Raw genomic sequence first — 20278 nt, 5'->3', positions numbered from 1 at the left:
CATCGGATAGGTCCTGCCGAAGATGAGCCTTCACAGCGCCGCTGCCCAGTTGGTCACCCTCGCCGCCGAGGGCGAGGAGCACGGCGGCAACCACCAGAGCCTCGACCCGCTGGTCACGGGTGGCGGCGCCTTCATCGTCCTGATGCTCCTGCTGTGGATCACCACCCGGTTCAACCGCGACCGCTGAGCCCGCGGTGTTCGACGACGGGCAGTCCGGCATAGCGGGGCGCTCCGGGCGTTCGCCCGCCGGGCCCCCGCGACCGGGCCGGTAGGGTCTGCACGCATGGGAGAGCAGGACATGGCCACGGGCCCGTCGAACCGCGGCAGGCGTCGCCTCGGCGTCATGGGCGGAACGTTCGATCCGATCCACCATGGGCACCTCGTGGCGGCCAGTGAGGTCGCCGCGCAGTTCCACCTGGACGAGGTCGTGTTCGTCCCGACCGGCCAGCCCTGGCAGAAGAGCCACCGCAGCGTCTCCCCGGCGGAGGACCGCTACCTGATGACGGTCATCGCGACCGCCGAGAACCCGCAGTTCTCGGTCAGCCGCATCGACATCGACCGCGGCGGCCCCACCTACACCGTGGACACGCTGCGCGACCTGCGGGCTCTCAACCCCGAGAGCGACCTCTTCTTCATCACCGGCGCCGACGCCCTGGGCCAGATCCTGACCTGGCGGGACAGCGCCGAGCTGTTCTCCCTCGCGCATTTCATCGGCGTCACCCGGCCGGGGCACAACCTCATGGATCCCGGCCTGCCCGAAGGCGGCGTCTCGCTCGTCGAGGTGCCCGCGCTCGCCATCTCCTCCACCGACTGCCGCGCGAGAGTCGCCAAGGGCGACCCCGTCTGGTACCTGGTGCCGGACGGCGTCGTGCGCTACATCGACAAGCGCGAGCTGTACCGCGGCGAGTGAGCCGAGAGGGGCACCGGTGAACGACCGACACGACGCGGGGTACGGCGGCGACCAGTACGAACTGGTCGGCTACGACGAGTACGGCCAGCCCGTCTACCGGCAGGTCCCGCCCCAGCAGGCCCCCCAGCAGCCCTACGACCCGTACGGGCAGCAGCAGTACCAGGGGCAGCCGGGCCAGGGCCAGAACCAGGGCCACGGGCAGGGCCACGGGCAGCAGGGGTACGGCTACGACCCGTACACCACGGGCGGCCGGCAGGCGCCCGCCTACGACCCGTACGACACCGGCCCGCAGACGCCCGCCCCCGCCTACGACCCGTACGGTGCCGCGACGCAGGCTCCCTACGACCCCTACGGGCAGACCGCCGCCGGGCAGCAGCCCCGGGCCGAACAGGCACGGACCGCCGAGCAGACCGCCTACATTCCTCAACAGGCCGGCCCCGCCGAGCCGCGGGCCGGCGCGGACGGGGACCCGGGGCACGGGTCGGGCGTCGGCGCAGGCATCCGTGGCGAGGCGACGGACGTCCGGGGGGACGACGATGCCGCCGGAGCCGCCGGTAAGGAGCAACGGGAGTACCGCACCGAGCAGTTCGCGTTCGTGGAGGAGCCCGACGGTGACTCCGAGGACGTCATCGACTGGCTGAACTTCACCGAGAACCGCACGGAGCGCCGCGAGGAGGCCAAGCGGCGTGCCCGCAGCCGGCTCGTCGCCCTCGTGGTGGTCCTGGCGCTGGTCGCGGCCGGCGGGGTGGGCTACCTCTGGTACGCCGGGAAGCTGCCCGGTCTGTCGTCGTCCTCGGACTCGGGCGCCGGCGCCACGACCCCGGCCGCCGCCCAGAAGCGTGACGTGGTCGTGGTCCACCTGCACGACACCGCCCGGGGCGGCACCTCCACGGCCCTGCTCGTCGACAACACCACCACCAAGCAGGGCACCACCGTCCTGTTGCCCAACTCCCTCGTCCTCACCCAGGACGACGGCACCACGACGACCCTCGCCAAATCCGTCGACGGCGACGGCTCCGACGGGACCCGCGGCGCGCTGGACACGGTGCTCGGCACCCGGATCCAGGGCACCTGGCGCCTCGACACGCCGTACCTGCAGAACCTCGTCGACCTCGTCGGCGGCATCGAGGTCGACACCGACACGGCCGTGCCCGGCCCGAACGCCAAGAAGGGCGAGGCCCCCCTCGTCGCCAAGGGCGAGAAGCAGACCCTCAGCGGCAAGATGGCGGTCGCCTACGCCACCCACCGCGCCGAGGGCGAGGCCCAGAACGCCCAGCTGGAGCGGTTCGGCCAGGTCATGCAGGGCGTGCTGCGCAAGGTGTCCTCCGACCCGCAGGGCGCCACGGTCACCGTGCAGACCCTCGCGCAGATTCTCGACCCGTCCCTGACCGAAAGGGACCTCGGCGCCTTCCTGGCCAAGCTCGCCGATCTCGCCAAGGGCGGCGACTACAAGACCGCCCTGCTGCCGGTCCGCGCCGACGGCACGCTCAGCGCCCAGGCCAGTGCGAGCGTCGTCAAGGACGTCCTCGGCGGAACCGCGAAGAGCCCCGACAAGGACGCGGCGGTCAGCGTCTTCGTCCAGAACGCCAGTGGGACGAAGGCCGACACCGAGGACGCGCGCGTGGTCCTCCTCAACGGCGGTTTCACCTTCGTGGAGGGCGGCGCGCCGTCCGGCACGAAGGCCGCCTCCGAGGTTCTCTACGGGGACGCCGCGAACAAGGAGAACGCCGTCGAGGTCGCCAAGACCCTGGGACTGGGAACCGACGCCGTGAAGAAGGGCGCCGTCTCCGGGAACGCCGATGTGGCGGTCGTCCTGGGCAAGGACTACAAACGCTCCTCGACCGGATGACCCGACGGGAACGATGCGCGGGAGGCCCGGCCCGGGCGGCCCCCCGCGCGTGATCACCCGCCGCCGCGTGATTCCCCGTCGCGGGGGCGCCGTAATCCCGTGGGGTGCCGTCGGCGGTCCGTGAGACCCTTGAGGACAAGTGTCCGCCGACGGAAAGCCACGTAGTGACCGCCACCGACCGCTCCATCGATCTCATCAACACCGCCGCCCAGGCGGCAGCCGACAAGCTCGCGCACGACGTCATCGCCTATGACGTCAGCGATGTGCTGTCGATCACGGACGCCTTCCTGCTGGCCTCCGCACCCAACGACCGCCAGGTCAAGTCGATCGTCGACGAGATCGAGGAGCGTCTCCAGAAGGAGCTCGGCGTCAAGCCGGTGCGCCGTGAGGGCGACCGCGACGCCCGCTGGATCCTGCTCGACTACGTCGACATCGTCGTCCACGTCCAGCACAGCGAGGAGCGCGTCTTCTACGCCCTGGAGCGGCTGTGGAAGGACTGCCCCGAGCTGGCGCTGCCCGCCGACGCCCTCGCGACCCGCGGCAAGGCCCAGGAGCACGCCAAACTGCAGGCCGAGGGGGACGAGACCGCCGGATACGAGGACCTGCGGTGACAGCTGCGGAGCAGACGACGTCCCGTCAGCAGCGCCGTGGCCGCCGGGTCATCCTCTGGCGGCACGGCCAGACCGCCTGGAACGTGGAGCGCCGCTTCCAGGGCACGACGGACGTCGAGCTGACCGAGACCGGCATGGCTCAGGCCCGCCGCGCCGCCCGGCTGCTCGCTTCCCTCAGGCCCGACGCCATCGTCGCCTCGGACCTGTCGCGGGCCGCCGCCACGGCCGCCGAGCTCGCCGCGCTCACCGGTCTCGAGGTCACCCACGACGAGTCCCTGCGCGAGACGTACGCGGGCACGTGGCAGGGGCTGACGCACGAGGAGATCATCGCCCGGCACGGTGCGGAGTACGCCGCCTGGAAGCGCGGCGAGCCCGTGCGCCGCGGCGGCGGCGAGCTGGAGACCGAGGTGGCCGACCGCGCCGCCCCGGTCGTCCTGCGGCACGTCGAGAAGCTGCCCGAGGACGGGACGCTCGTCGTCGTCAGCCACGGCGGCACCATCCGCACCACCATCGGCCGTCTTCTCGGTCTGGAGGCGCACAGCTGGGAGAGCCTCGGCGGGCTCTCCAACTGCTGCTGGTCCGTCCTCGGCGAGGGCGCTCGGGGCTGGCGCCTGCTCGAGCACAACGCCGGCACCCTGCCCGAGCCGGTGCTCGGCGACGACGACTGACCGACCGGTCGGGCCGGCGAGCCTCGGATTTCACTTTCCGGCAGGTCGCAGGCTAGAGTTCTTCTTGTTCGCACCGCTGAGCGGGGCGAAACACCACGCGAAACCGCGTGGCGCGAGGGGCTATAGCTCAGTTGGTAGAGCGCCTGCATGGCATGCAGGAGGTCAGGAGTTCAATTCTCCTTAGCTCCACGGATTGGCCGGTCGGCCAGTCGGTCGACACTCTCTGGAGTTGTCAAAGATCGAAAGAGACCGGTCGATATCGCTTCAGGAAGTCCCGCCCCTCAGGGGGCGGGATTTTTTGTCGTCCCGCTCCGCAGCAGAGCCGCGCGCCGCTCCGTCTCCTCGTCGTCGGGTGTGTAGACGACGATCCTGCACTCCGGCATCCCGTTGATCGTCAGCGACGTGGAGCTCATCCGCAGCTCACCGACGGCCGCATGCCGGAAGACCTTCACGCGACGGCCCGGCTCCGCCACGTCCCCGGTCTTCCACAACCGTGCGAACAGCGGACTGGCCTCGGACATCGCGCGTATGAAGTCCTCCCAGACGGGCTCCCCGGCATGAAGCCCGTAGGCCGCCCGCAGGGTGGCCACCATCAGCGGCAGCTCCTTGTCACGGAACATCAGCGGGCAGTCCTCCTCCCGCACCGTGAACAGCCGCCACAAGGCGTTGTCCGGACCCGGTGAGCAGGCTTCGACCGGGGTGATGAACAGGTCACGGTAGACGCGGTTGGCGGCGAGGATGTCGTAGCGCGAGTTGTAGACCACGGCCGGCCGCGGCGCCAGCGCGTCGATGATGCCCCGGATCTCGGGGCCCACACTCTGCACCAGGGCCTCCGGAGCGGCCGTGAACGGCACCTCCGCGAGGTGGTAGAGGTGCTCCCGCTCCGGCGCGTCGAGCCGCAGCGTGCGCGCGACGGCGTCGAGGACCTGTGCGGAGGCGTTGATCGGCCGCCCCTGCTCCAGCCACGTGTACCAGGTGACGCCCACACCCGAGAGCTGGGCCACCTCCTCGCGCCGCAGCCCCGGTGTGCGGCGCCGCAGTCCGGGCGGCATGCCGACGTCGCCCGGTGTCACCCGGGCGCGTCTGCTGCGCAGGAAGGCGGACAGCTCGGGCCGGCGCCGTCCGGTCGTCCCCGGCTTCGGGCGCCCCGGCTCCGCCCCCGGCCGCGGAATCGTCCGCGGTCCCGCCTCCGGTGCGGGCGCCGCCGTGGCCCGTGCCCCGTGCCCCGCCCCTGCGCGCGTCCGTGTGCCTGTCCGCGTCCCCATCGTCACGCCCCCATCTCACGCCCCCATGGTCGGTCCCCCGGCCGTCCCCTGCCAGGTGCTGTCAGTACCAGCATCGGCGGGCTCTCGGCACCCGTACCGGACCCTCGTCACGCTCGACCGCATGACGACGAAACCCCGGACGAGCCCGGTTCCCCCGGTTGTCCCACCCGCTCCACGTCCTGCTGCCAGTAAAGACCCCGCCACTGACAATCGGCCGCGGCGGCTGCTGGCGGTGGTGCTCGCGGCCCAGTTCATGGCTCTGCTCGACGTCTTCATCGTGAACGTCGCGGCCCCCACGATCGGTTCCGACCTCGACGCCTCGGGCGCCGACCTCCAACTGGTCGTCGCCGGGTACGCCATCACGTACTCCGTGCTGCTGATCACCGGTGCGCGGCTCGGCGACCGGTTCGGACCCGGCCGCGTCCACCTGGCCGGGCTCGCCCTTTTCACGGCCGCCTCGCTGGCCTGCGGTCTGGCGCAGGGCAGCACCGAGCTGATCGTGTTCCGGCTGGTGCAGGGGGCGGGTTCGGCGGTGATGATCCCGCAGGTGCTCAGCCTGATCCAGCGTACGTTCAGCGGGGAGGCGAGGGTCCGGGCGCTCGGCGTCTACTCCGCGGTCCTCGCGGTCGGGGCGGCCGCCGGACAGGTGGCGGGCGGTGTGCTGGTGGACGCCGATCTGCTGGGCTCCGGCTGGCGGCCGGTGTTCCTCGTGAACGTGCCCGTGGGTCTCGTCCTGCTGGTCGTGGGCGGGCGCGTCCTGCCGCGGGGCGGGGGACTGCCGGGGCGCTCGGCGGCGGACGCGGGGGCGCACGAGGAGCGGGCCGCGGGAGTGGCCGGGGCTGCGGCGCGGAGCGGGACGCGCAGGATGGACTGGCCCGGGCTGGTGCTTCTGGGCGCTGCCGTGTCGCTGGTCACGGTCCCGCTCGTGCTCGGGCGGGAGGAGGACTGGCCCCTGTGGTCCTGGTCGTCGCTGGCCGCCGGAGCCCTTGTGTTCGTGCTCTTCTGCGGCGCCGAGTCCCGGCTCGCCCGGCGTGGCGGCGACCCGCTGATCGCGCCCCGGGTGCTGCGTCACCCGGGGATGGCGCTCGCCGTCCTGCGGGTGGCGGCCGTCATGGCGGTCAACGGCGGCTTCCTGTTCGTGCTGACCTTGCACGTCCAGGGCGGCCTGGGTTTCAGCGCGTTGCGCGCCGGTCTCACCTTCGCGCCGACCGCGGTCGTCTTCGGCGCCGTCGGGCTGACGTGGCGCAGGTGGCCGGCCTCCTGGCAACGGGCCCTGATTCCCTCCGGGTTCGCGCTGCTGGCGCTGTCCGTGGTCGCCGTGGGGCTGGTCTTCCGGGGCGGTGCGCACGGGGGCGCGTGGCTCTACGCGGCGTACGCCGGAGTGGGCGCCGGGCTCGCGCTCGCCTTCAGTCCGGCGTTGACGGGGGCGCTGGCCGCCGTGCTGCCCGAGGACGCGGCGGACGCCGGCGGACTGCTTGCCACGGTCGCCCAGCTCGGGCAGCTCATCGGTGTGGCCGCCTTCGGGACACTGTTCTTCAACCGCCTTGAGTCACTTGGGGCCCCGGGGGCGTATACCTCGGCGGAAGCGCTTCTCACATGCATGTTCGCGCTCGCTACGACAGCTGCCCTGGGTGCCGTGTCCGGACTGGTACTGAGGCGTCGCTGACCGTATTGCTCCGGCCGTGGCAGAATCAAACGACCGGAGGGGGCGCGGCCCGACGGGAGGGAGTAGCGATGCCTGCGAGCATCCGCGGAGAGGTCGGTCGTCTCTCCGGAACAGCGGTGGGACGGGGCAAGGCCACCCGTCTCGGCTTCCCCTCCTGCGGTTCGGCCCATGTGGCTCAGGTTCTCGGCGACAACGGAGGGGTTTCCTACGTGTGCACGGCCTGCGGCCGCAGCTGGAGCTGATCGATGGGTGCACACAGGCGGAAGTGCGACTGGTGCGGCAGCGGCACCCCGATCGTCCGTGACATGGAGCCGGTCAATCCCGACTACCAGTACTGGTGCGAGGAATGCGCGCGGGCGCTGATCATAAAGGGCGACCCGATCGAGACGTACCGCGAACTGGAGGGGGAGCCGATCTACGGCCGGCTCCTCGAGGAGCACTGCACGCTCAAGCGGTTCTATTCGTTCGTCACCGCGTGACGTCGCATAAGGGTCGAAATCGGACGGGGCGGAAAGGATTTGGTGGTCCGCCGCCGGACCGGTAAAGTTGGCGTCGCCGCCGGGGAAACCGGGCGGCACGGTCAGGACCGCGGCTCTGCCGCTTGGCCGCGAGGGGCTATAGCTCAGTTGGTAGAGCGCCTGCATGGCATGCAGGAGGTCAGGAGTTCAATTCTCCTTAGCTCCACAGCAGATCCCGCCGGATCGGATGCGATCCGGCGGGATCTTTTTTGCGTTCAGGGTCGGCCGCGCCCCGTTCTCGCGCGCCCGTCGGCATGGACGGATCGGGGCCGCCCGTTGCCGGGCGGCCCCGATCCGTCTGCTGCCGTCGTGCTTCTCAGCGGCCGAGGGCGCGGCGGCCGCGGCCCTGGGAGAGAACCGGGAGGTTGCGTGCGGGCGCCTGCGCGCGCGTGTCCTCCTCGATGCGCAGGGCCAGCGCCGGACAGCGACGCACCGCGCGTAGAGCTTTCGCCTCGGCGTACTGCGGTACCTTCGCCTGCGCCACCGTCGGGAAGCCGTCGGCGCCCAGCTGGAAGACCTCGGGAAGGATGTCGGCGCACAGGCCGTGGCCGCGGCAGAGCGTCCAGTCGACGAAGATCTTCTGACGGCTCGAGCCGCTCTCCTCCGGCGCTCGGCCGCTCGTGATGCTCGCGGGGGCCGTGCCCGCCTCGAAGAGCGGCAGAACGCCCTCCACGGGCCGTCCGCAGCCGTTGCCGAGGACATGGGCGGCGAGGTCGTCGGTGAACGCCTTGATGGTCGACTCCAGGAACATCGCGGAGCCGTCCGGGTGCGAGCAGGCGCCGCGCCGCTTGACGTTCTTGGCGACCTGCTTCAGGGCCTCCAGGGCGGCCGGACCGCCGCCGTTGATGATGTCCTCCATGCCGCGCGCGGCGGCCGGCAGGCCGAGGTAGCAGGGACCGCACTGTCCCGCGCTCTCGTCGGCCAGCCACTGGGCCACGCGCAGGGACTCGCCCAGCGGGCAGGTCTCCTGGCTGATCGGCAGGATCGCGCCGGCGCCGAGCGCCCCGCCCACCGCGTCGAGCGAGTTGCGGGAGACGACCGCCTCGTTGACCGTCGCCGCGTCGATCCACTTGCCGTGGTAGCCGCCGGTCAGCACGCCCTGGGGCACCGGCGGGGCGCCCGCGAGCTGGAGGACGTACCGCAGCGGCACGCCGGTGGGGACCTCGATCACCATCGGACGGGCGACCGCGCCGGAGACCGTCAGCATCACGGTGCCGGGCTCGTCGTACAGGCCGGTGTTGCCGTACCGCTCCGGGCCGATGCGGGCGGCGATGGCCAGCTGGGCGAACGTCTCGGCGTTGGAGAGGAGGGTGGGCGCGCCGCCGACGCCGTTCTGCGAGGCGCTGACCTTGCGGCCGGGCGGGATCGGCGGGCCGCCGTCGATGGAACGGATCAGCGACGCGGCGGCGCCGGTGACCATGCGGATCGGGTTGCGCTGGACGAACGCCTTCAGGGCCGACCTGCGGCCGTTGCTGAGGCCGCGTTCGGAGAGCGCGGCCTCCATGGAGCGCTGAGTGGATTCGCGGGTGACCCCCACCACGAGCGTGCGGGCACCCAGCGCCTCCGCGACGAGCAGCGCGCCGTCCAGGATGAGGTGCGGGGCACGGTTGATGAGCACCGTGTCCTTGCGGCAGGCCGGTTCGTCCTCGCTGCCGTTGACGACGACGACCGGCCGCACGCCGCGTTTGATCGCGGCCTCCGCGACCGAGCGCAGCTTCTTGTGGAAGGGGAAGCCCGCGCCGCCGCGGCCCTTCAGGTTGATGTTCTCGGAGAGCTTCGCGAGGGCCTCTCCGCCGAGGGGTTCCAGCGGCCCGTGCACCTTCAGGTGCATGGGCAGGTCAAGTCTCTCGACAAGGTCGAAACCCGACGTGAGTTGCGGAAGGCCGACCACGCGGACTTCTGGGACGTCGGGCAGGGCCTCGTTCACCTATAGCCTCCGGAAGGCGTGTTCCAAGGTTCGCCCGAACCCGGTGTGTCGTATGACGCACCGGGCGATGGTTCGTTGGCGGGACCGCTGTTGTACGTGTTGTTCTGGTTGTACGTGCCGTACCCGGGGTTCGTCTCACCTGTGTCGTACACGTCACGTCCGCCGGATCCCGGAGTGCCCGGATTGCCATAGACCGGGATGGTGAATCCCGTGTCCTGGAGCGGGTCGTAGACCGACTGGGGCGCCTCGCCGACCGGCGGCGGGGACGGGATCGGCCAGTTGCCCGAGGTGCTGCCGCCGTTGTCGACGCGCGGGATCGCCTCGGTGGCCTGCTGCAGGTCGAACGGCATGCCCATGCGAGCCGTCTGATCGGCGATGTAGGGCGGCTGCTGGCCGCGCGGCGGGGTGTTGACGGCCCGGTAGGCGGCCGCGAAGCCGTTCGCCGGCTCCGGGGTGGCGGGTGTGTCGTACAGCGGCGACGCCGACGGCGGGGTCATCCGGGTGGAGCTCATGGTGTCCGTCAGCGGCGAACGGCCGGAGCGGCCCTCGTACCCGGGCAGCGCCGACGAGCCGGTCTCCGACACGCGCGCGCGTGACGCCTCGAGACCGTCCATGGCGGAGCGGTCCGGCGCGCCCAGGAACGCGGTGATGCGGTCGGCGACCCTGCGCTTGAAGGGGCGCGGGGCGGCGCGCAGTGCGAGGGCGGCCATGACGCCGGCCAGGCAGAGCTCGTACGAGACCATGAAGAACGGCTTCGCCGCGCGCCCTGCGAAGAGGCCGTGGATGAGGGCCGCGCACAGCGCCGGGTAGGCCAGCATGTGCATCGCGCGCCAGCGGGCGGCGACCTCGGCCGGCGCGGCGAACTGGTTGCGCAGCGCACCGGTGATGCCCACGAAGATCATGAGCAGGGCGGCCAGGGAGCCGAGGCCGATGAGTCCGGCGCTGCCCTTGACGCCCAGGCTGAAGGGGATCAGCGCGGCGATCAGGACGGTGTGCTCCAGCGCCAGTTTGACGGTGATGTGCACCACGAGGAAAGCGATGGAGCCGACGGCGGTCACGCGGTGGACGCCCTGCGCGAGGATCCGCTGACGTGTGTTGAGGATGAGCCGGTCCTGGGCGACGAGGCCCCAGATGACCGAGCAGGTGAGGCACACCAGCGACAGGACACCCGCACCGAAGTTGAGGAATGCCTGCAGCTGGTCGCCGCCGACCAGCACGACCACAGGTATGAGGACCAGGACGACAGCCGTCGCCAACCCGTAGACCGACCGGCCGGGCTTGGGGAGCGTGCTGTTACTGGAACGAGGGTTCATGGGGGCAACTCCGAGCAGTTTCGGGAAAGCGGTCCCGCTGCCGAACTCTAAGTGGCTCCATACCGATGGGTACGAGGTTTGAGTTATTGCGTTGTTATGAAACGACGATGTGACTGTTGTGATGTCCTTTAGCGGCTGTTACGCGAAGTAACCATGACCCTGGATGCAGCTCTGACCCCCCGTTCCCGGCGCAGCAACGTTGTCTCGACCATGCATACGTAAGCGCGTGGCCTCGTGCTCAAGGCCTGCGGTACCCTAACGCCATGCGTGCTGTACGCCTTCTGCTTAGCGAGCCGCGCTGATCAGTCCCGACCGCCGGTGAACGGACGGTTCGGAATCGGCGCGGCGTCCCCTCCTGTGCGAGGGGATTTTTCGTTTCCTGACGACAACCCGCTGGCAGAGACGATCGATGGAGCTTTGAGGACCATGAGCGAGACGAACCCCGCTGCCGCCGCTGTCCCGGCAGAGGCCGCGCCGCACCGCTACACGGCAGCCATGGCCGCCGAGATCGAGGCACGCTGGCAGGACTTCTGGGACGCCGAGGGCACCTACGCCGCGCCGAACCCGGAGGGCGACCTGGCCGGTGACCCCGAGCTGGTCGCCCGGCCCAAGAAGTTCATCATGGACATGTTCCCCTATCCCTCCGGTGCGGGCCTGCACGTCGGCCACCCGCTGGGGTACATCGCGACCGACGTCTTCGCGCGCTTCCAGCGCATGACCGGCCACAACGTCCTGCACACCCTGGGCTTCGACGCCTTCGGCCTGCCCGCCGAGCAGTACGCCGTGCAGACCGGCACGCACCCGCGTGTGTCCACCGAGGCCAACATCGAGAACATGAAGTCCCAGCTGCGCCGGCTGGGCCTGGGCCACGACAAGCGACGGTCGTTCGCCACGATCGATCCCGAGTACTACAAGTGGACCCAGTGGATCTTCCTGCAGATCTTCAACTCCTGGTACGACGAGGACGCGGACAAGGCCCGCCCGATCGCCGCGCTGGTCGCCCAGTTCGAGTCCGGTGAGCGGTCCGTACCGGGGCACACGCGCGCGTGGCACGAGCTGACGGCCTCCGAGCGCGCCGACGTCCTGGGGGAGTTCCGTCTGGCCTACGCCTCCGACGCACCGGTCAACTGGTGTCCCGGCCTGGGCACCGTGCTGGCCAACGAGGAGGTCACCGCCGACGGCCGCTCCGAGCGCGGCAACTTCCCCGTCTTCAAGGCCAAGCTGCGCCAGTGGAACATGCGCATCACCGCCTACGCGGACCGCCTGCTGAACGACCTGGACGCGCTGGACTGGCCCGAGGCCATCAAGCTGCAGCAGCGCAACTGGATCGGCCGCTCCGAAGGCGCCCGCGTCGACTTCCCCGTGGACGGCGAGCGGATCTCGGTCTTCACCACGCGCCCGGACACCCTGTTCGGCGCGACCTACATGGTCCTGGCGCCCGAGCACCCGCTGGTCGACAAGTTCACCCCGCAGGCCTGGCCCGAGGGCACGCACGACGTCTGGACGGGCGGCCACGCCACCCCCGTCGACGCCGTCGCCGCGTACCGCGCGCAGGCGGCCGCGAAGTCCGACGTCGAGCGCCAGGCCGAGGCCAAGGACAAGACCGGCGTCTTCACCGGCGTGTACGCGACCAACCCGGTCAACGGCGCGCAGGTCCCCGTCTTCATCGCCGACTACGTCCTGATGGGCTACGGCACCGGCGCGATCATGGCCGTCCCGGCGGGCGACCAGCGCGACTTCGAGTTCGCGCGCGCCTTCGAGCTGCCCGTCCGCTGCATCGTCGAGCCGACCGACGGCCGCGGCACCGACACGTCGACCTGGGAGAACGCCTTCGCCTCGTACGACGCGAAGATCATCGACTCGGCGAACGACGAGATCAGCCTGAACGGCCTGGGCGTCGTCGACGCCAAGGCGCGCATCACCGAGTGGCTCGAGGCGAAGGGCATCGGCGAAGGAACCGTCAACTTCCGCCTGCGCGACTGGCTGTTCAGCCGCCAGCGGTACTGGGGCGAGCCCTTCCCGATCGTCTACGACGAGGACGGCGTCGCCCACCCGCTGCCCGAGTCGATGCTGCCCCTGGAGCTGCCGGAGGTCGAGGACTACTCTCCCCGCACCTTCGAGCCGGACGACGCGGACACGTCCCCGGAGACGCCGCTGTCCCGCAACGCGGACTGGGTCAACGTCACGCTGGACCTGGGCGACGGCTCCGGCCCGCGACGCTACCGCCGCGAGACCAACACCATGCCGAACTGGGCGGGTTCCTGCTGGTACGAGCTGCGCTACCTGGACCCGCACAACAGCGAGCGGCTGGTGGACCCGGCCGTCGAGCAGTACTGGATGGGCCCCCGCGAGGGGCAGCCGCACGGTGGCGTCGACCTGTACGTCGGCGGGGCCGAGCACGCCGTGCTGCACCTGCTGTACGCGCGCTTCTGGTCCAAGGTGCTGTTCGACCTGGGGCACGTCTCCTCCGCGGAGCCGTTCCACAAGCTGTTCAACCAGGGCATGATCCAGGCCTACGCGTACACCGACTCCCGCGGCGTGTACGTCCCGGCCGCCGAGGTCGAGGAGCGGGACGGCACGTACCTGTACCAGGGCGCGCCGGTGAAGCGTGAGTACGGGAAGATGGGCAAGTCCCTGAAGAACGCCGTCACTCCGGACGAGATCTGCGCCGAGTACGGCGCCGACACGCTGCGCCTGTACGAGATGGCGATGGGCCCGCTGGACGTCTCGCGCCCCTGGGACACCCGCGCGGTGGTCGGCCAGTACCGCCTGCTGCAGCGGCTGTGGCGCAACATCGTCGACGAGGCCACCGGCGAGGTGACCGTCGTCGACGTCGAGGCCGACGAGCCGACCCTGCGGGCCCTGCACAAGGCCATCGACGGGGTGCGCCAGGACCTGGAGGGCCTGCGCTTCAACACCGCCATCGCCAAGATCACCGAGCTGAACAACCACCTGACCAAGGCGGGCGGTGCGCTGCCGCGCACGGTCGCCGAGGACCTGGTGCTGCTGACGGCCCCGCTGGCCCCGCACATCGCCGAGGAACTGTGGCGCAAGCTGGGCCACACCGATTCGGTCGTCCACCAGGACCTGCCCGTCGCCGACCCGGCGTACGTCGTGGACGAGAGCGTGACCTGCGTCGTGCAGATCAAGGGCAAGGTCAAGGCGCGCCTGGAGGTCTCCCCGGCCATCTCCGACGACGAGCTGGAGAAGGTCGCGCTGGCCGACGAGGCGGTCGTCAAGGCGCTGGGCGGGGCCGGTATCCGCAAGGTGATCGTGCGGGCGCCGAAGCTGGTGAACATCGTTCCGGCGTGAGGGCCGGCCTTCGCGCACGGAGGCCGGCCGCACCGCCCGTGGCGACGGCATGGTCCGGGCGTGAGGCGGGGCCTTGGCTCGTCCGGCCGGGCGGCATGTGATGTCGGAGTCCCTTAGGGGTTCCGTGCGGGCAGGTTCGGGGTTCTTCTGGAACTCCGGGCCTGCCCGTCTCGTTTACCGTTTGAAGGGCGGGGCGCCGGCTGTGGTGTGCCGCCTGCGGGGCCGGACGCGTCGTGCAGGTCGAAGGAGGAGCTCGTGGAAGCCGTGATCGCCGTCATCGTCCTGCTCTTCGTGCTCTGCCTGGCGCTCGGCGCCTACGCCACGGTGAAGGTCATCGGGGCCGCCAAGCGGGGTGTCGACCGCACCATCGGCCAGGCCCGCCGCACGGTCGAGGACCAGACCCTGCGGGCCAAGTCCTTCGCCCAGTCCGGACCGGCCGGCGAGATCGCCCAGCTGCGGCTCGCCCTGCGCACGTCGATGCGGGCCACTCAGGACGCACTGCAGGCGGGCGTCGAGGAGGACGTGTCCCTGAAGGAGTCCCTCGCCCTGTTCCAGAGGCTCAGCGCGCACGGCCATGAACTGGACGCCGAACTCAAGCGCCTGGAGTCGGAGCCGGACCGTGCGACGCTCGCCGAGCGTCTGCCGGCACTGCGGGAGCGCACCGAGCGCATCACGGGATCGGCCGACTCGTTGCGCTGGGCCACCCGTGACCGGGCCCGCCGCTTCGCGGAGGACGACCTCGACTCCCTCAGCGCCCAGATCGGCGTCGAGGCCGGCGCGCTGCGGCACTGGACCACCTCGGAACCCGACCGGACGCCGCCGTGGCCCGAGGCGCCGGCCGCCGACAGCCCGACGGCGGGACAGACCTGGCCGGAGACCCCCGGCGCACGCACCGCGGACGAGCCGACCCCGCCCGCCATCACCCCGCCCGGACCGCGCCAGACCTACTCCTGGCAGAAGAAGCCGCGCCCGGAGAGCACCACCTGAGCGGAAGCCGGCGTTCGGCACTCCGTGGGCAGAGGGCCGGGCGGCATGGCGATGCCGCGGTCGTCGCGTACCGACGGGGTCGCGTGACCGGGTCCCGCCGTCTCACCGGATCCCTGCGCGGGCGCCGTTCCGCGTGGTATTTGATTCGGTCAAGGGCAGCCCGGCTGCCAGGGGCCGGGCTGCCGCACAGCGGCTACGCCAGGTAACCTCCAGGTCATGTCCCGCCATGTCGCGATCGTCACGGATTCAACGGCCTACCTGCCGCAGCGGACGATGGAGCGTCATGGCATCACCGCGGTGCCCCTGACCGTCGTCCTCGGCGACCAGGCACTCGAAGAGGGCAGTGAGATCTCCACCCGCTCGCTGGCCCAGGCGCTGCAGAAGCGACGCCCCGTCACCACCTCGCGCCCCAGCCCCCGGTACTTCGCCGAGACCTACCGCAGGGTCGCCGAGGCGGGCGCCTCCGGCATCGTCTCTCTCCACCTCTCCGCCGAACTGTCCGGCACGTACGACGCGGCGGTGGTCGCGGCGCGCGAGGCCCCGGTTCCTGTACGGGTGGTGGACACCGGCATGGTCGCCATGGCGCTCGGCTTCTGCGCGCTCGCGGCGGCCGAGGTCGCGGAGACGGGTGGGACGGTCGACGAGGCGGTCACCGCGGCGGAGAAGCGAGCCGACGGCACGTCCGCCTACTTCTACGTCGACACCCTGGAGTATCTGCGGCGAGGCGGCCGGATCGGCACGGCCCAGGCCCTGTTGGGCTCGGCGCTCGCCGTGAAGCCCCTCCTCCAGCTGGACGCGGGGCGCATCGACCTCCTCGAGAAGGTGCGGACGGCCTCGAAGGCGATCGCACGTCTGGAAGAGCTCGGCGCGGACCGGGCGGGCACCGCCCCGGTGGACATCGCCGTGCATCATCTCGCCGCCCCCGAACGGGCGTCGGCTCTCGCGGACCGTCTGCGATCCCGCGTCCCCGGACTCGTCGATCTGCATGTCAGCGAGGTCGGAGCGGTGATCGGGGCCCATACCGGTCCCGGACTGCTGGGAGTCGTGGTCTCGCCACGATGAGGACTTCCCCCTCCTGCGGGTGACGGAGTTATCCACAACGGGACGTCGGTCCACGGAAATCGAGCAAGATCATCGCGGTGTGGCGAAGTGTCCGATCCTCGTCGTATGGCACTTCGATCACGCTCACGCAGCACATACGCGACCAGTGGCCCGGGCCGGTCCCGCGGTTCCGACGGCCGCTCCCGCCGCCTTCGTCCGCCCGGCGGCCATCGGGCGGGACACCGTCATGACTCGGCGGAGGAGAACCGCCGTCGGGCGCAGGCGTTGTTCACCGCACGGGCCCGGGAGGCGGAGAGGCCGGGCGTCGGACCGCCGGGCGGGGGCGGCGCGGGCGACAGTGCCGGTGGCGGCAGGGGCCGGCCGGAGTCCCACGGTCCCGGCGGACACGGCGACCGGCCGGAGTCCCGTGGAGGCGGTGCCGCCGACGGCGCGGGGTCCGCGGACGACACGACGGATGCATGCCCGGCGCACGGTGCGGGAGACCTGGGTCCAGGGGGCGGGACACCGGACGGCGGCGGGTGCGCGGGCGTTGACGCCGGCATGGTCGCAGAGGGCGGTGCGTCGGAGGCCGCCGTCCTCACCGCAGAGGCCGGTGCTTTCGACCGCACGGGTCAGACGGCCCGGGCGGCATGGTGGGAGCGGGCGGGGCCTGCGCTGCGGGAGCGGATGCCGGTCTGGCTGCAGGCGCGGTGCGGACTGGAACGCAGGAGCGTGCTGGCGCTGACCGTGCTGCTGGTCGCTGCCGCGGGCTTCGCCGTGCAGCACTTCTGGGCCGGCAGGGTCCAGCCGGTGAAGGCGCCGGAGGCGGTGCGAGCCGTGGCTCCCTTCGGGGCGGCCGCAGACAGGCGGGAGACGGCGGGCGGGCCCGAGGCGTCCGCCGGTCCGCCGGGTCAAGGGAGCGCGGGGAGCGTCGGGGGCACGGCCCGCGGCGAGATCGTGGTGGACGTCAGCGGAAAGGTACGCAAGCCCGGAATCCACCGTCTCCCGGCCGGTTCGCGGGTCGTCGACGCGCTGGTCGCGGCCGGTGGGGTGCGACCCGGCGCCGACACCGACGGTCTCAACCGCGCACGGTTCCTTGTGGACGGCGAGCAGGTCGTCGTCGGCGTCCCGTCGGCGGCCGGGGCCGCAGCGGGAGCGGGACCGGGAGCAGGATCCGGAGCGGGGTCGGCGGGGTCCGCCGGCACGGCAGGTCCCGGCGGCGGCCCGGCGGTCCCCGTGTCCCTCAACACCGCGACCGTCGACCAACTCGAGGCCCTGCCCGGGGTGGGACCGGTGCTGGCGCAGCACATCATCGACCACCGGGCACAGCACGGCGGTTTCCGGTCGGTGGACGAGCTGCGGGACGTGAACGGAATCGGCGAGCGGCGCTTCGCCGACCTGCGGAATCTCGTGCGGCCATGAGGAGGGCGAACGGTATCCGGGGGAATCCCGGGAGCGGGGGCGGGGGCAGGGGCAGCGGCGGGGAAGAGGACGAGGGCGTGTTGAACGGCGCCTGGCCGGTGCCTGGTGGGCGCGGTCGGCAGGCCGTGCACGCCGTCTCCGGAAAGCGGCTGGGCGACGCCCACCCGCGTCAGGAGGGGCCGGTGGATCTCCGGCTCGTACCGCCCGCCCTCGCGGCCTGGGCCACGGCCGCGCTCACGTTGGACGCGGCCCCGGGGCTGGTGGGCGGCCTGGTGCTCGGCTTTCTGGCGGTCGCCGCGACCTTGCTGGCCGTGAGGCGTGACAGCGCGTGGAACGCCTCGCTCACGCCGGGCCCCTGGGGCGACAGGCCGCGCGTCGACCCCGAAGAGCTGGAGGAGGCGGGCGCGGCGGGGTGTCGGGAGGCTTCGCCGGGCGGGAAAGCCGCGAGGGCGGGTCGTCGGAGGGGATGGCCGTGCGTGACCGTCGCCGCCTCTCTGCTCTGCGCGGCTGCGGCCGCCGCGTCGGCCGGGCTGCACGGCGCCGATCTGCGCCGCGGGCCGGTGCCGGAGCTGGCGGGCAGATACGCCCGCGTCACCGCCGAGGTCGAGCTCACCTCCGACCCACGGCTCACGCGCCCCAGGGTCAGAGGGGACCACGTGATGCCCGACTCGGTGATGATCGAGGCGGAGGTGCGCAGGGTCGAGACCGCGCCCAGGACGACGGTGGCGACGCGGACGCCGGTCCTGCTGATCGTGGACGCCGGATCGCGCAGGGGAGGCGGCCGACGCCAAGGGCCCGACGCCCGGAAGGAATCCGGCGGCGCCCGCGGTCACCAAGGGCGGCCCGAGGCTCCGTGGCTCGCGTTGCTGCCGTCCACGCGGCTGCGGGTGGCCGGGCGGCTGGCGCCCGCGCAGGCCCGAGGGGACCGCTTCGCGGCGGTGCTGCGGGTGCGGGGCGGGGCGCCGCCGTCGGTCGTGGGACGGCCCTCTGCCGCGCAGCGGTCGGCGGGAAGGCTGCGGGCGGGATTGCGGGCGGCCACCGACGGCCTCCCGGCGGACGCCAGGGCGCTGCTGCCGGGGCTGGTGATCGGGGACACGTCGAGGATCACGCCCGAACTGGACGAGGCCTTCAAGGAGACGGACCTGGCCCACACCCTGGCCGTCTCCGGAAGCAACCTCACGATCATCCTCGTGCTGCTCATCGGGCCGCCTGGTCTCGCCCAGCAGGTCGAGCGGCGCGGCCTGGCGCCCCGGCTGGGCGTCTCCCTGCGGGCGACCGCGGTGCTCGGCGGGGTGCTCACGCTCGGATTCGTGGTGGTGTGCCGGCCCGACCCCAGCGTGCTGCGCGCCGCGGCCTGCGGAGCGATCGTGCTTCTGGCCCTGGCGACCGGCCGACGCCGGTCCCTCGTCCCGGCACTGGCGACTGCCGTGTTGCTCCTGGTGCTGTACGACCCGTGGCTGGCCCGGAGCTACGGCTTCCTGCTCTCCGTCCTCGCCACCGGGGCTCTGCTGACGCTGGCGCCGCGGTGGAGTGCCGCCCTGCGCAGGCGGCGGGTGCCGCCGAGGCTCGCGGAGGCGCTGGCGGCGGCCGGAGCCGCGCAGGCCCTGTGCGCACCGGTCGTCGCGGTGCTGTCGGCGCGGGTGAGTCTGGTGGCGGTGCCCTGCAACCTCCTCGTGGAGTTCGCGGTCGCGCCCGCGACGGTGCTGGGCTTCGGGGTGCTGGCCACCGCGCCGGTGTCGATGCCGGTGGCGCGGGCGCTGGCCTGGTGGGCCGGTTGGCCCGCCGAGTGGATCGCGGGCGTGGCCGGCACGGGCGCGGCGCTGCCGGGCGCGGGAATCGACTGGCCGGGCAGCTGGGCGGGCGCTGCGTTGCTGGCGGCCGTCACGGGCGTGGCGGTGTTGTGCGGGCGCCGGTTGTCGAGGCATCCGTGGCTGTGCGCGGTCTGCGGGGCCCTGCTGCTGCTCGTGGTGGTGCGGCCGCCGCCGCTGACGAGAGTGCTCACGGGCTGGCCGCCGCCGGGCTGGCGGCTGGCGATGTGCGACGTGGGGCAGGGCGACGCGACCGTCCTCGCGGCGGGCGACGGCGCCGGCGTGGTCGTGGACGCCGGTCCCGATCCCGCGCTGATCGACCGCTGTCTGCGCACGCTCGGCATCACCAGGGTGCCGCTCGTCGTGCTGACCCACTTCCACGCCGACCACGTGGCCGGGCTGCCCGGGGTCCTGCGGGGCCGGGAGGTGGGCGCCGTCGAGACGACCGGCTTCGAGGAACCCGTGGAGCAGGTGGAGTTCGTGCGGAAGGAGGCGAGGGCGCGGAACATCCCCCTCGTGCGGGCCGTGGCCGGGGAGCGGCGGCGGTTCGGCGCGCTGGAATGGGAGGTGCTGTGGCCTCCGCCGCTGCCCGCGCCCGCGCCGGAAGGCCCGAACGACGCGAGTGTGACGCTGCTCGTGCGATCGGCGGGGCTGCGCATGCTGCTCCTGGGCGATCTCGAACCCCCGGCGCAGCGGGCGCTGTCGAGATCGCCGGCGGCCGCGCTGGTGCGCGGAGTGGATGTGCTGAAGGTGGCGCATCACGGCTCGGCCTACCAGGATCCGGACCTCATACGGGCAGTGGCGCCCCGGCTGGCGCTGATCAGCTGCGGCGCGGACAACCCGTACGGGCACCCCGCGCCCAGCACGGTCGCGGCACTGCGCAGGGGAGGGGCGGTGGTGCTGCGGACGGACCGGGACGGGGCTCTGGCGGTCTTCGGCGGCGGAGGAGGGGACGGGGAGCTGCGGGTGGCGCGAGACTGA

16 protein-coding genes and 2 tRNA genes are annotated in these 20278 nt (G+C 72.2%); 15 read left to right on the top strand and 3 right to left on the bottom strand.

What is annotated here, in order from left to right; translation table 11 throughout:
* Nucleotides 1-22 precede the first annotated feature (22 nt).
* The 6 genes from ACH4ZA_RS30060 (at nt 23) to ACH4ZA_RS30035 (ending at nt 4227) form a co-directional block, all read left to right on the top strand.
* Nucleotides 23-187: a hypothetical protein gene (locus ACH4ZA_RS30060; RefSeq protein WP_319278769.1), complete on the top strand. Its 165-nt coding sequence runs from the start codon at nt 23-25 to the stop codon at nt 185-187.
* 96 nt (nt 188-283) lie between these two features.
* Nucleotides 284-910, top strand: a complete 627-nt coding sequence (gene nadD / locus ACH4ZA_RS30055; RefSeq protein WP_398432479.1) for a nicotinate-nucleotide adenylyltransferase — start codon at nt 284-286, stop codon at nt 908-910.
* Nucleotides 911-926: 16 nt separating this feature from the next.
* Nucleotides 927-2759 carry a LytR C-terminal domain-containing protein gene (locus ACH4ZA_RS30050; protein ID WP_398432478.1) on the top strand — a complete coding sequence of 611 codons (1833 nt, stop codon included), beginning with the start codon at nt 927-929 and terminating at the stop codon, nt 2757-2759.
* A 164-nt stretch (nt 2760-2923) separates the two neighbouring features.
* Nucleotides 2924-3370, top strand: coding sequence for a ribosome silencing factor (gene rsfS / locus ACH4ZA_RS30045; RefSeq protein ID WP_398432477.1), 447 nt, complete (start codon nt 2924-2926; stop codon nt 3368-3370).
* On the top strand, nt 3367-4038 hold the full coding sequence (locus ACH4ZA_RS30040; RefSeq protein WP_319278775.1) for a histidine phosphatase family protein: 672 nt from the start codon (nt 3367-3369) through the stop codon (nt 4036-4038). The genes rsfS and ACH4ZA_RS30040 overlap by 4 nt, the downstream gene beginning before the upstream one ends.
* 116 nt (nt 4039-4154) lie before the next feature.
* Nucleotides 4155-4227, top strand: a tRNA-Ala gene (locus ACH4ZA_RS30035).
* A gap of 92 nt (nt 4228-4319) precedes the next feature.
* Here the strand turns inward: ACH4ZA_RS30035 and ACH4ZA_RS30030 are convergent.
* Nucleotides 4320-5144 carry a helix-turn-helix transcriptional regulator gene (locus ACH4ZA_RS30030; protein WP_398432492.1) on the bottom strand — a complete coding sequence of 275 codons (825 nt, stop codon included), beginning with the start codon at nt 5142-5144 and terminating at the stop codon, nt 4320-4322.
* A 394-nt stretch (nt 5145-5538) separates the two neighbouring features.
* Here ACH4ZA_RS30030 and ACH4ZA_RS30025 point away from each other — a divergent pair, with 394 nt between their 5' ends.
* The 4 genes from ACH4ZA_RS30025 to ACH4ZA_RS30010 all read left to right on the top strand — a co-directional run bounded on the left by ACH4ZA_RS30025 (nt 5539) and on the right by ACH4ZA_RS30010 (nt 7653).
* Nucleotides 5539-6969 (top strand): MFS transporter, encoded by a 1431-nt coding sequence (locus ACH4ZA_RS30025; RefSeq protein ID WP_398432491.1) that lies wholly within the window; start codon nt 5539-5541, stop codon nt 6967-6969.
* A 68-nt stretch (nt 6970-7037) separates the two neighbouring features.
* Entirely contained in the window at nt 7038-7211 is a 174-nt protein-coding gene (locus ACH4ZA_RS30020; protein ID WP_398432476.1) for a hypothetical protein, read from the top strand.
* Between the two features lie 3 nt (nt 7212-7214).
* Complete coding sequence (locus tag ACH4ZA_RS30015) at nt 7215-7448, top strand: hypothetical protein (protein ID WP_003976229.1); 234 nt, start codon at nt 7215-7217, stop codon at nt 7446-7448.
* A gap of 132 nt (nt 7449-7580) precedes the next feature.
* Nucleotides 7581-7653, top strand: a tRNA-Ala gene (locus tag ACH4ZA_RS30010).
* Between the two features lie 150 nt (nt 7654-7803).
* Here the strand turns inward: ACH4ZA_RS30010 and ACH4ZA_RS30005 are convergent.
* Both ACH4ZA_RS30005 and ACH4ZA_RS30000 read right to left on the bottom strand, forming a co-directional pair.
* Nucleotides 7804-9414, bottom strand: a complete 1611-nt coding sequence (locus ACH4ZA_RS30005; RefSeq protein ID WP_319278778.1) for an NADH-ubiquinone oxidoreductase-F iron-sulfur binding region domain-containing protein — start codon at nt 9412-9414, stop codon at nt 7804-7806.
* Nucleotides 9411-10727 carry a cytochrome b/b6 domain-containing protein gene (locus ACH4ZA_RS30000; protein WP_319278780.1) on the bottom strand — a complete coding sequence of 439 codons (1317 nt, stop codon included), beginning with the start codon at nt 10725-10727 and terminating at the stop codon, nt 9411-9413. The genes ACH4ZA_RS30005 and ACH4ZA_RS30000 overlap by 4 nt, the downstream gene beginning before the upstream one ends.
* 426 nt (nt 10728-11153) lie before the next feature.
* Here ACH4ZA_RS30000 and leuS point away from each other — a divergent pair, with 426 nt between their 5' ends.
* From leuS to ACH4ZA_RS29975, 5 genes are all read left to right on the top strand, one after another.
* Nucleotides 11154-14039 (top strand): leucine--tRNA ligase, encoded by a 2886-nt coding sequence (leuS, locus tag ACH4ZA_RS29995; protein WP_398432475.1) that lies wholly within the window; start codon nt 11154-11156, stop codon nt 14037-14039.
* Between the two features lie 255 nt (nt 14040-14294).
* Nucleotides 14295-15026: a hypothetical protein gene (locus ACH4ZA_RS29990; protein ID WP_398432474.1), complete on the top strand. Its 732-nt coding sequence runs from the start codon at nt 14295-14297 to the stop codon at nt 15024-15026.
* 216 nt (nt 15027-15242) lie between these two features.
* Nucleotides 15243-16088, top strand: a complete 846-nt coding sequence (locus ACH4ZA_RS29985) for a DegV family protein (protein WP_319278786.1) — start codon at nt 15243-15245, stop codon at nt 16086-16088.
* Nucleotides 16089-16628: 540 nt separating this feature from the next.
* On the top strand, nt 16629-17489 hold the full coding sequence (locus ACH4ZA_RS29980; RefSeq protein WP_319278787.1) for a ComEA family DNA-binding protein: 861 nt from the start codon (nt 16629-16631) through the stop codon (nt 17487-17489).
* A 125-nt stretch (nt 17490-17614) separates the two neighbouring features.
* On the top strand, nt 17615-20278 hold the full coding sequence (locus ACH4ZA_RS29975; protein ID WP_398432490.1) for a ComEC/Rec2 family competence protein: 2664 nt from the start codon (nt 17615-17617) through the stop codon (nt 20276-20278).

The sequence above is a fragment of the Streptomyces sp. NPDC020597 genome, from assembly GCF_044335095.1.
GTDB lineage: Bacteria > Actinomycetota > Actinomycetes > Streptomycetales > Streptomycetaceae > Streptomyces.
Note: the sequence above shows the minus strand (reverse complement) of the source record. Positions and strands in the feature narration are given on the sequence as shown.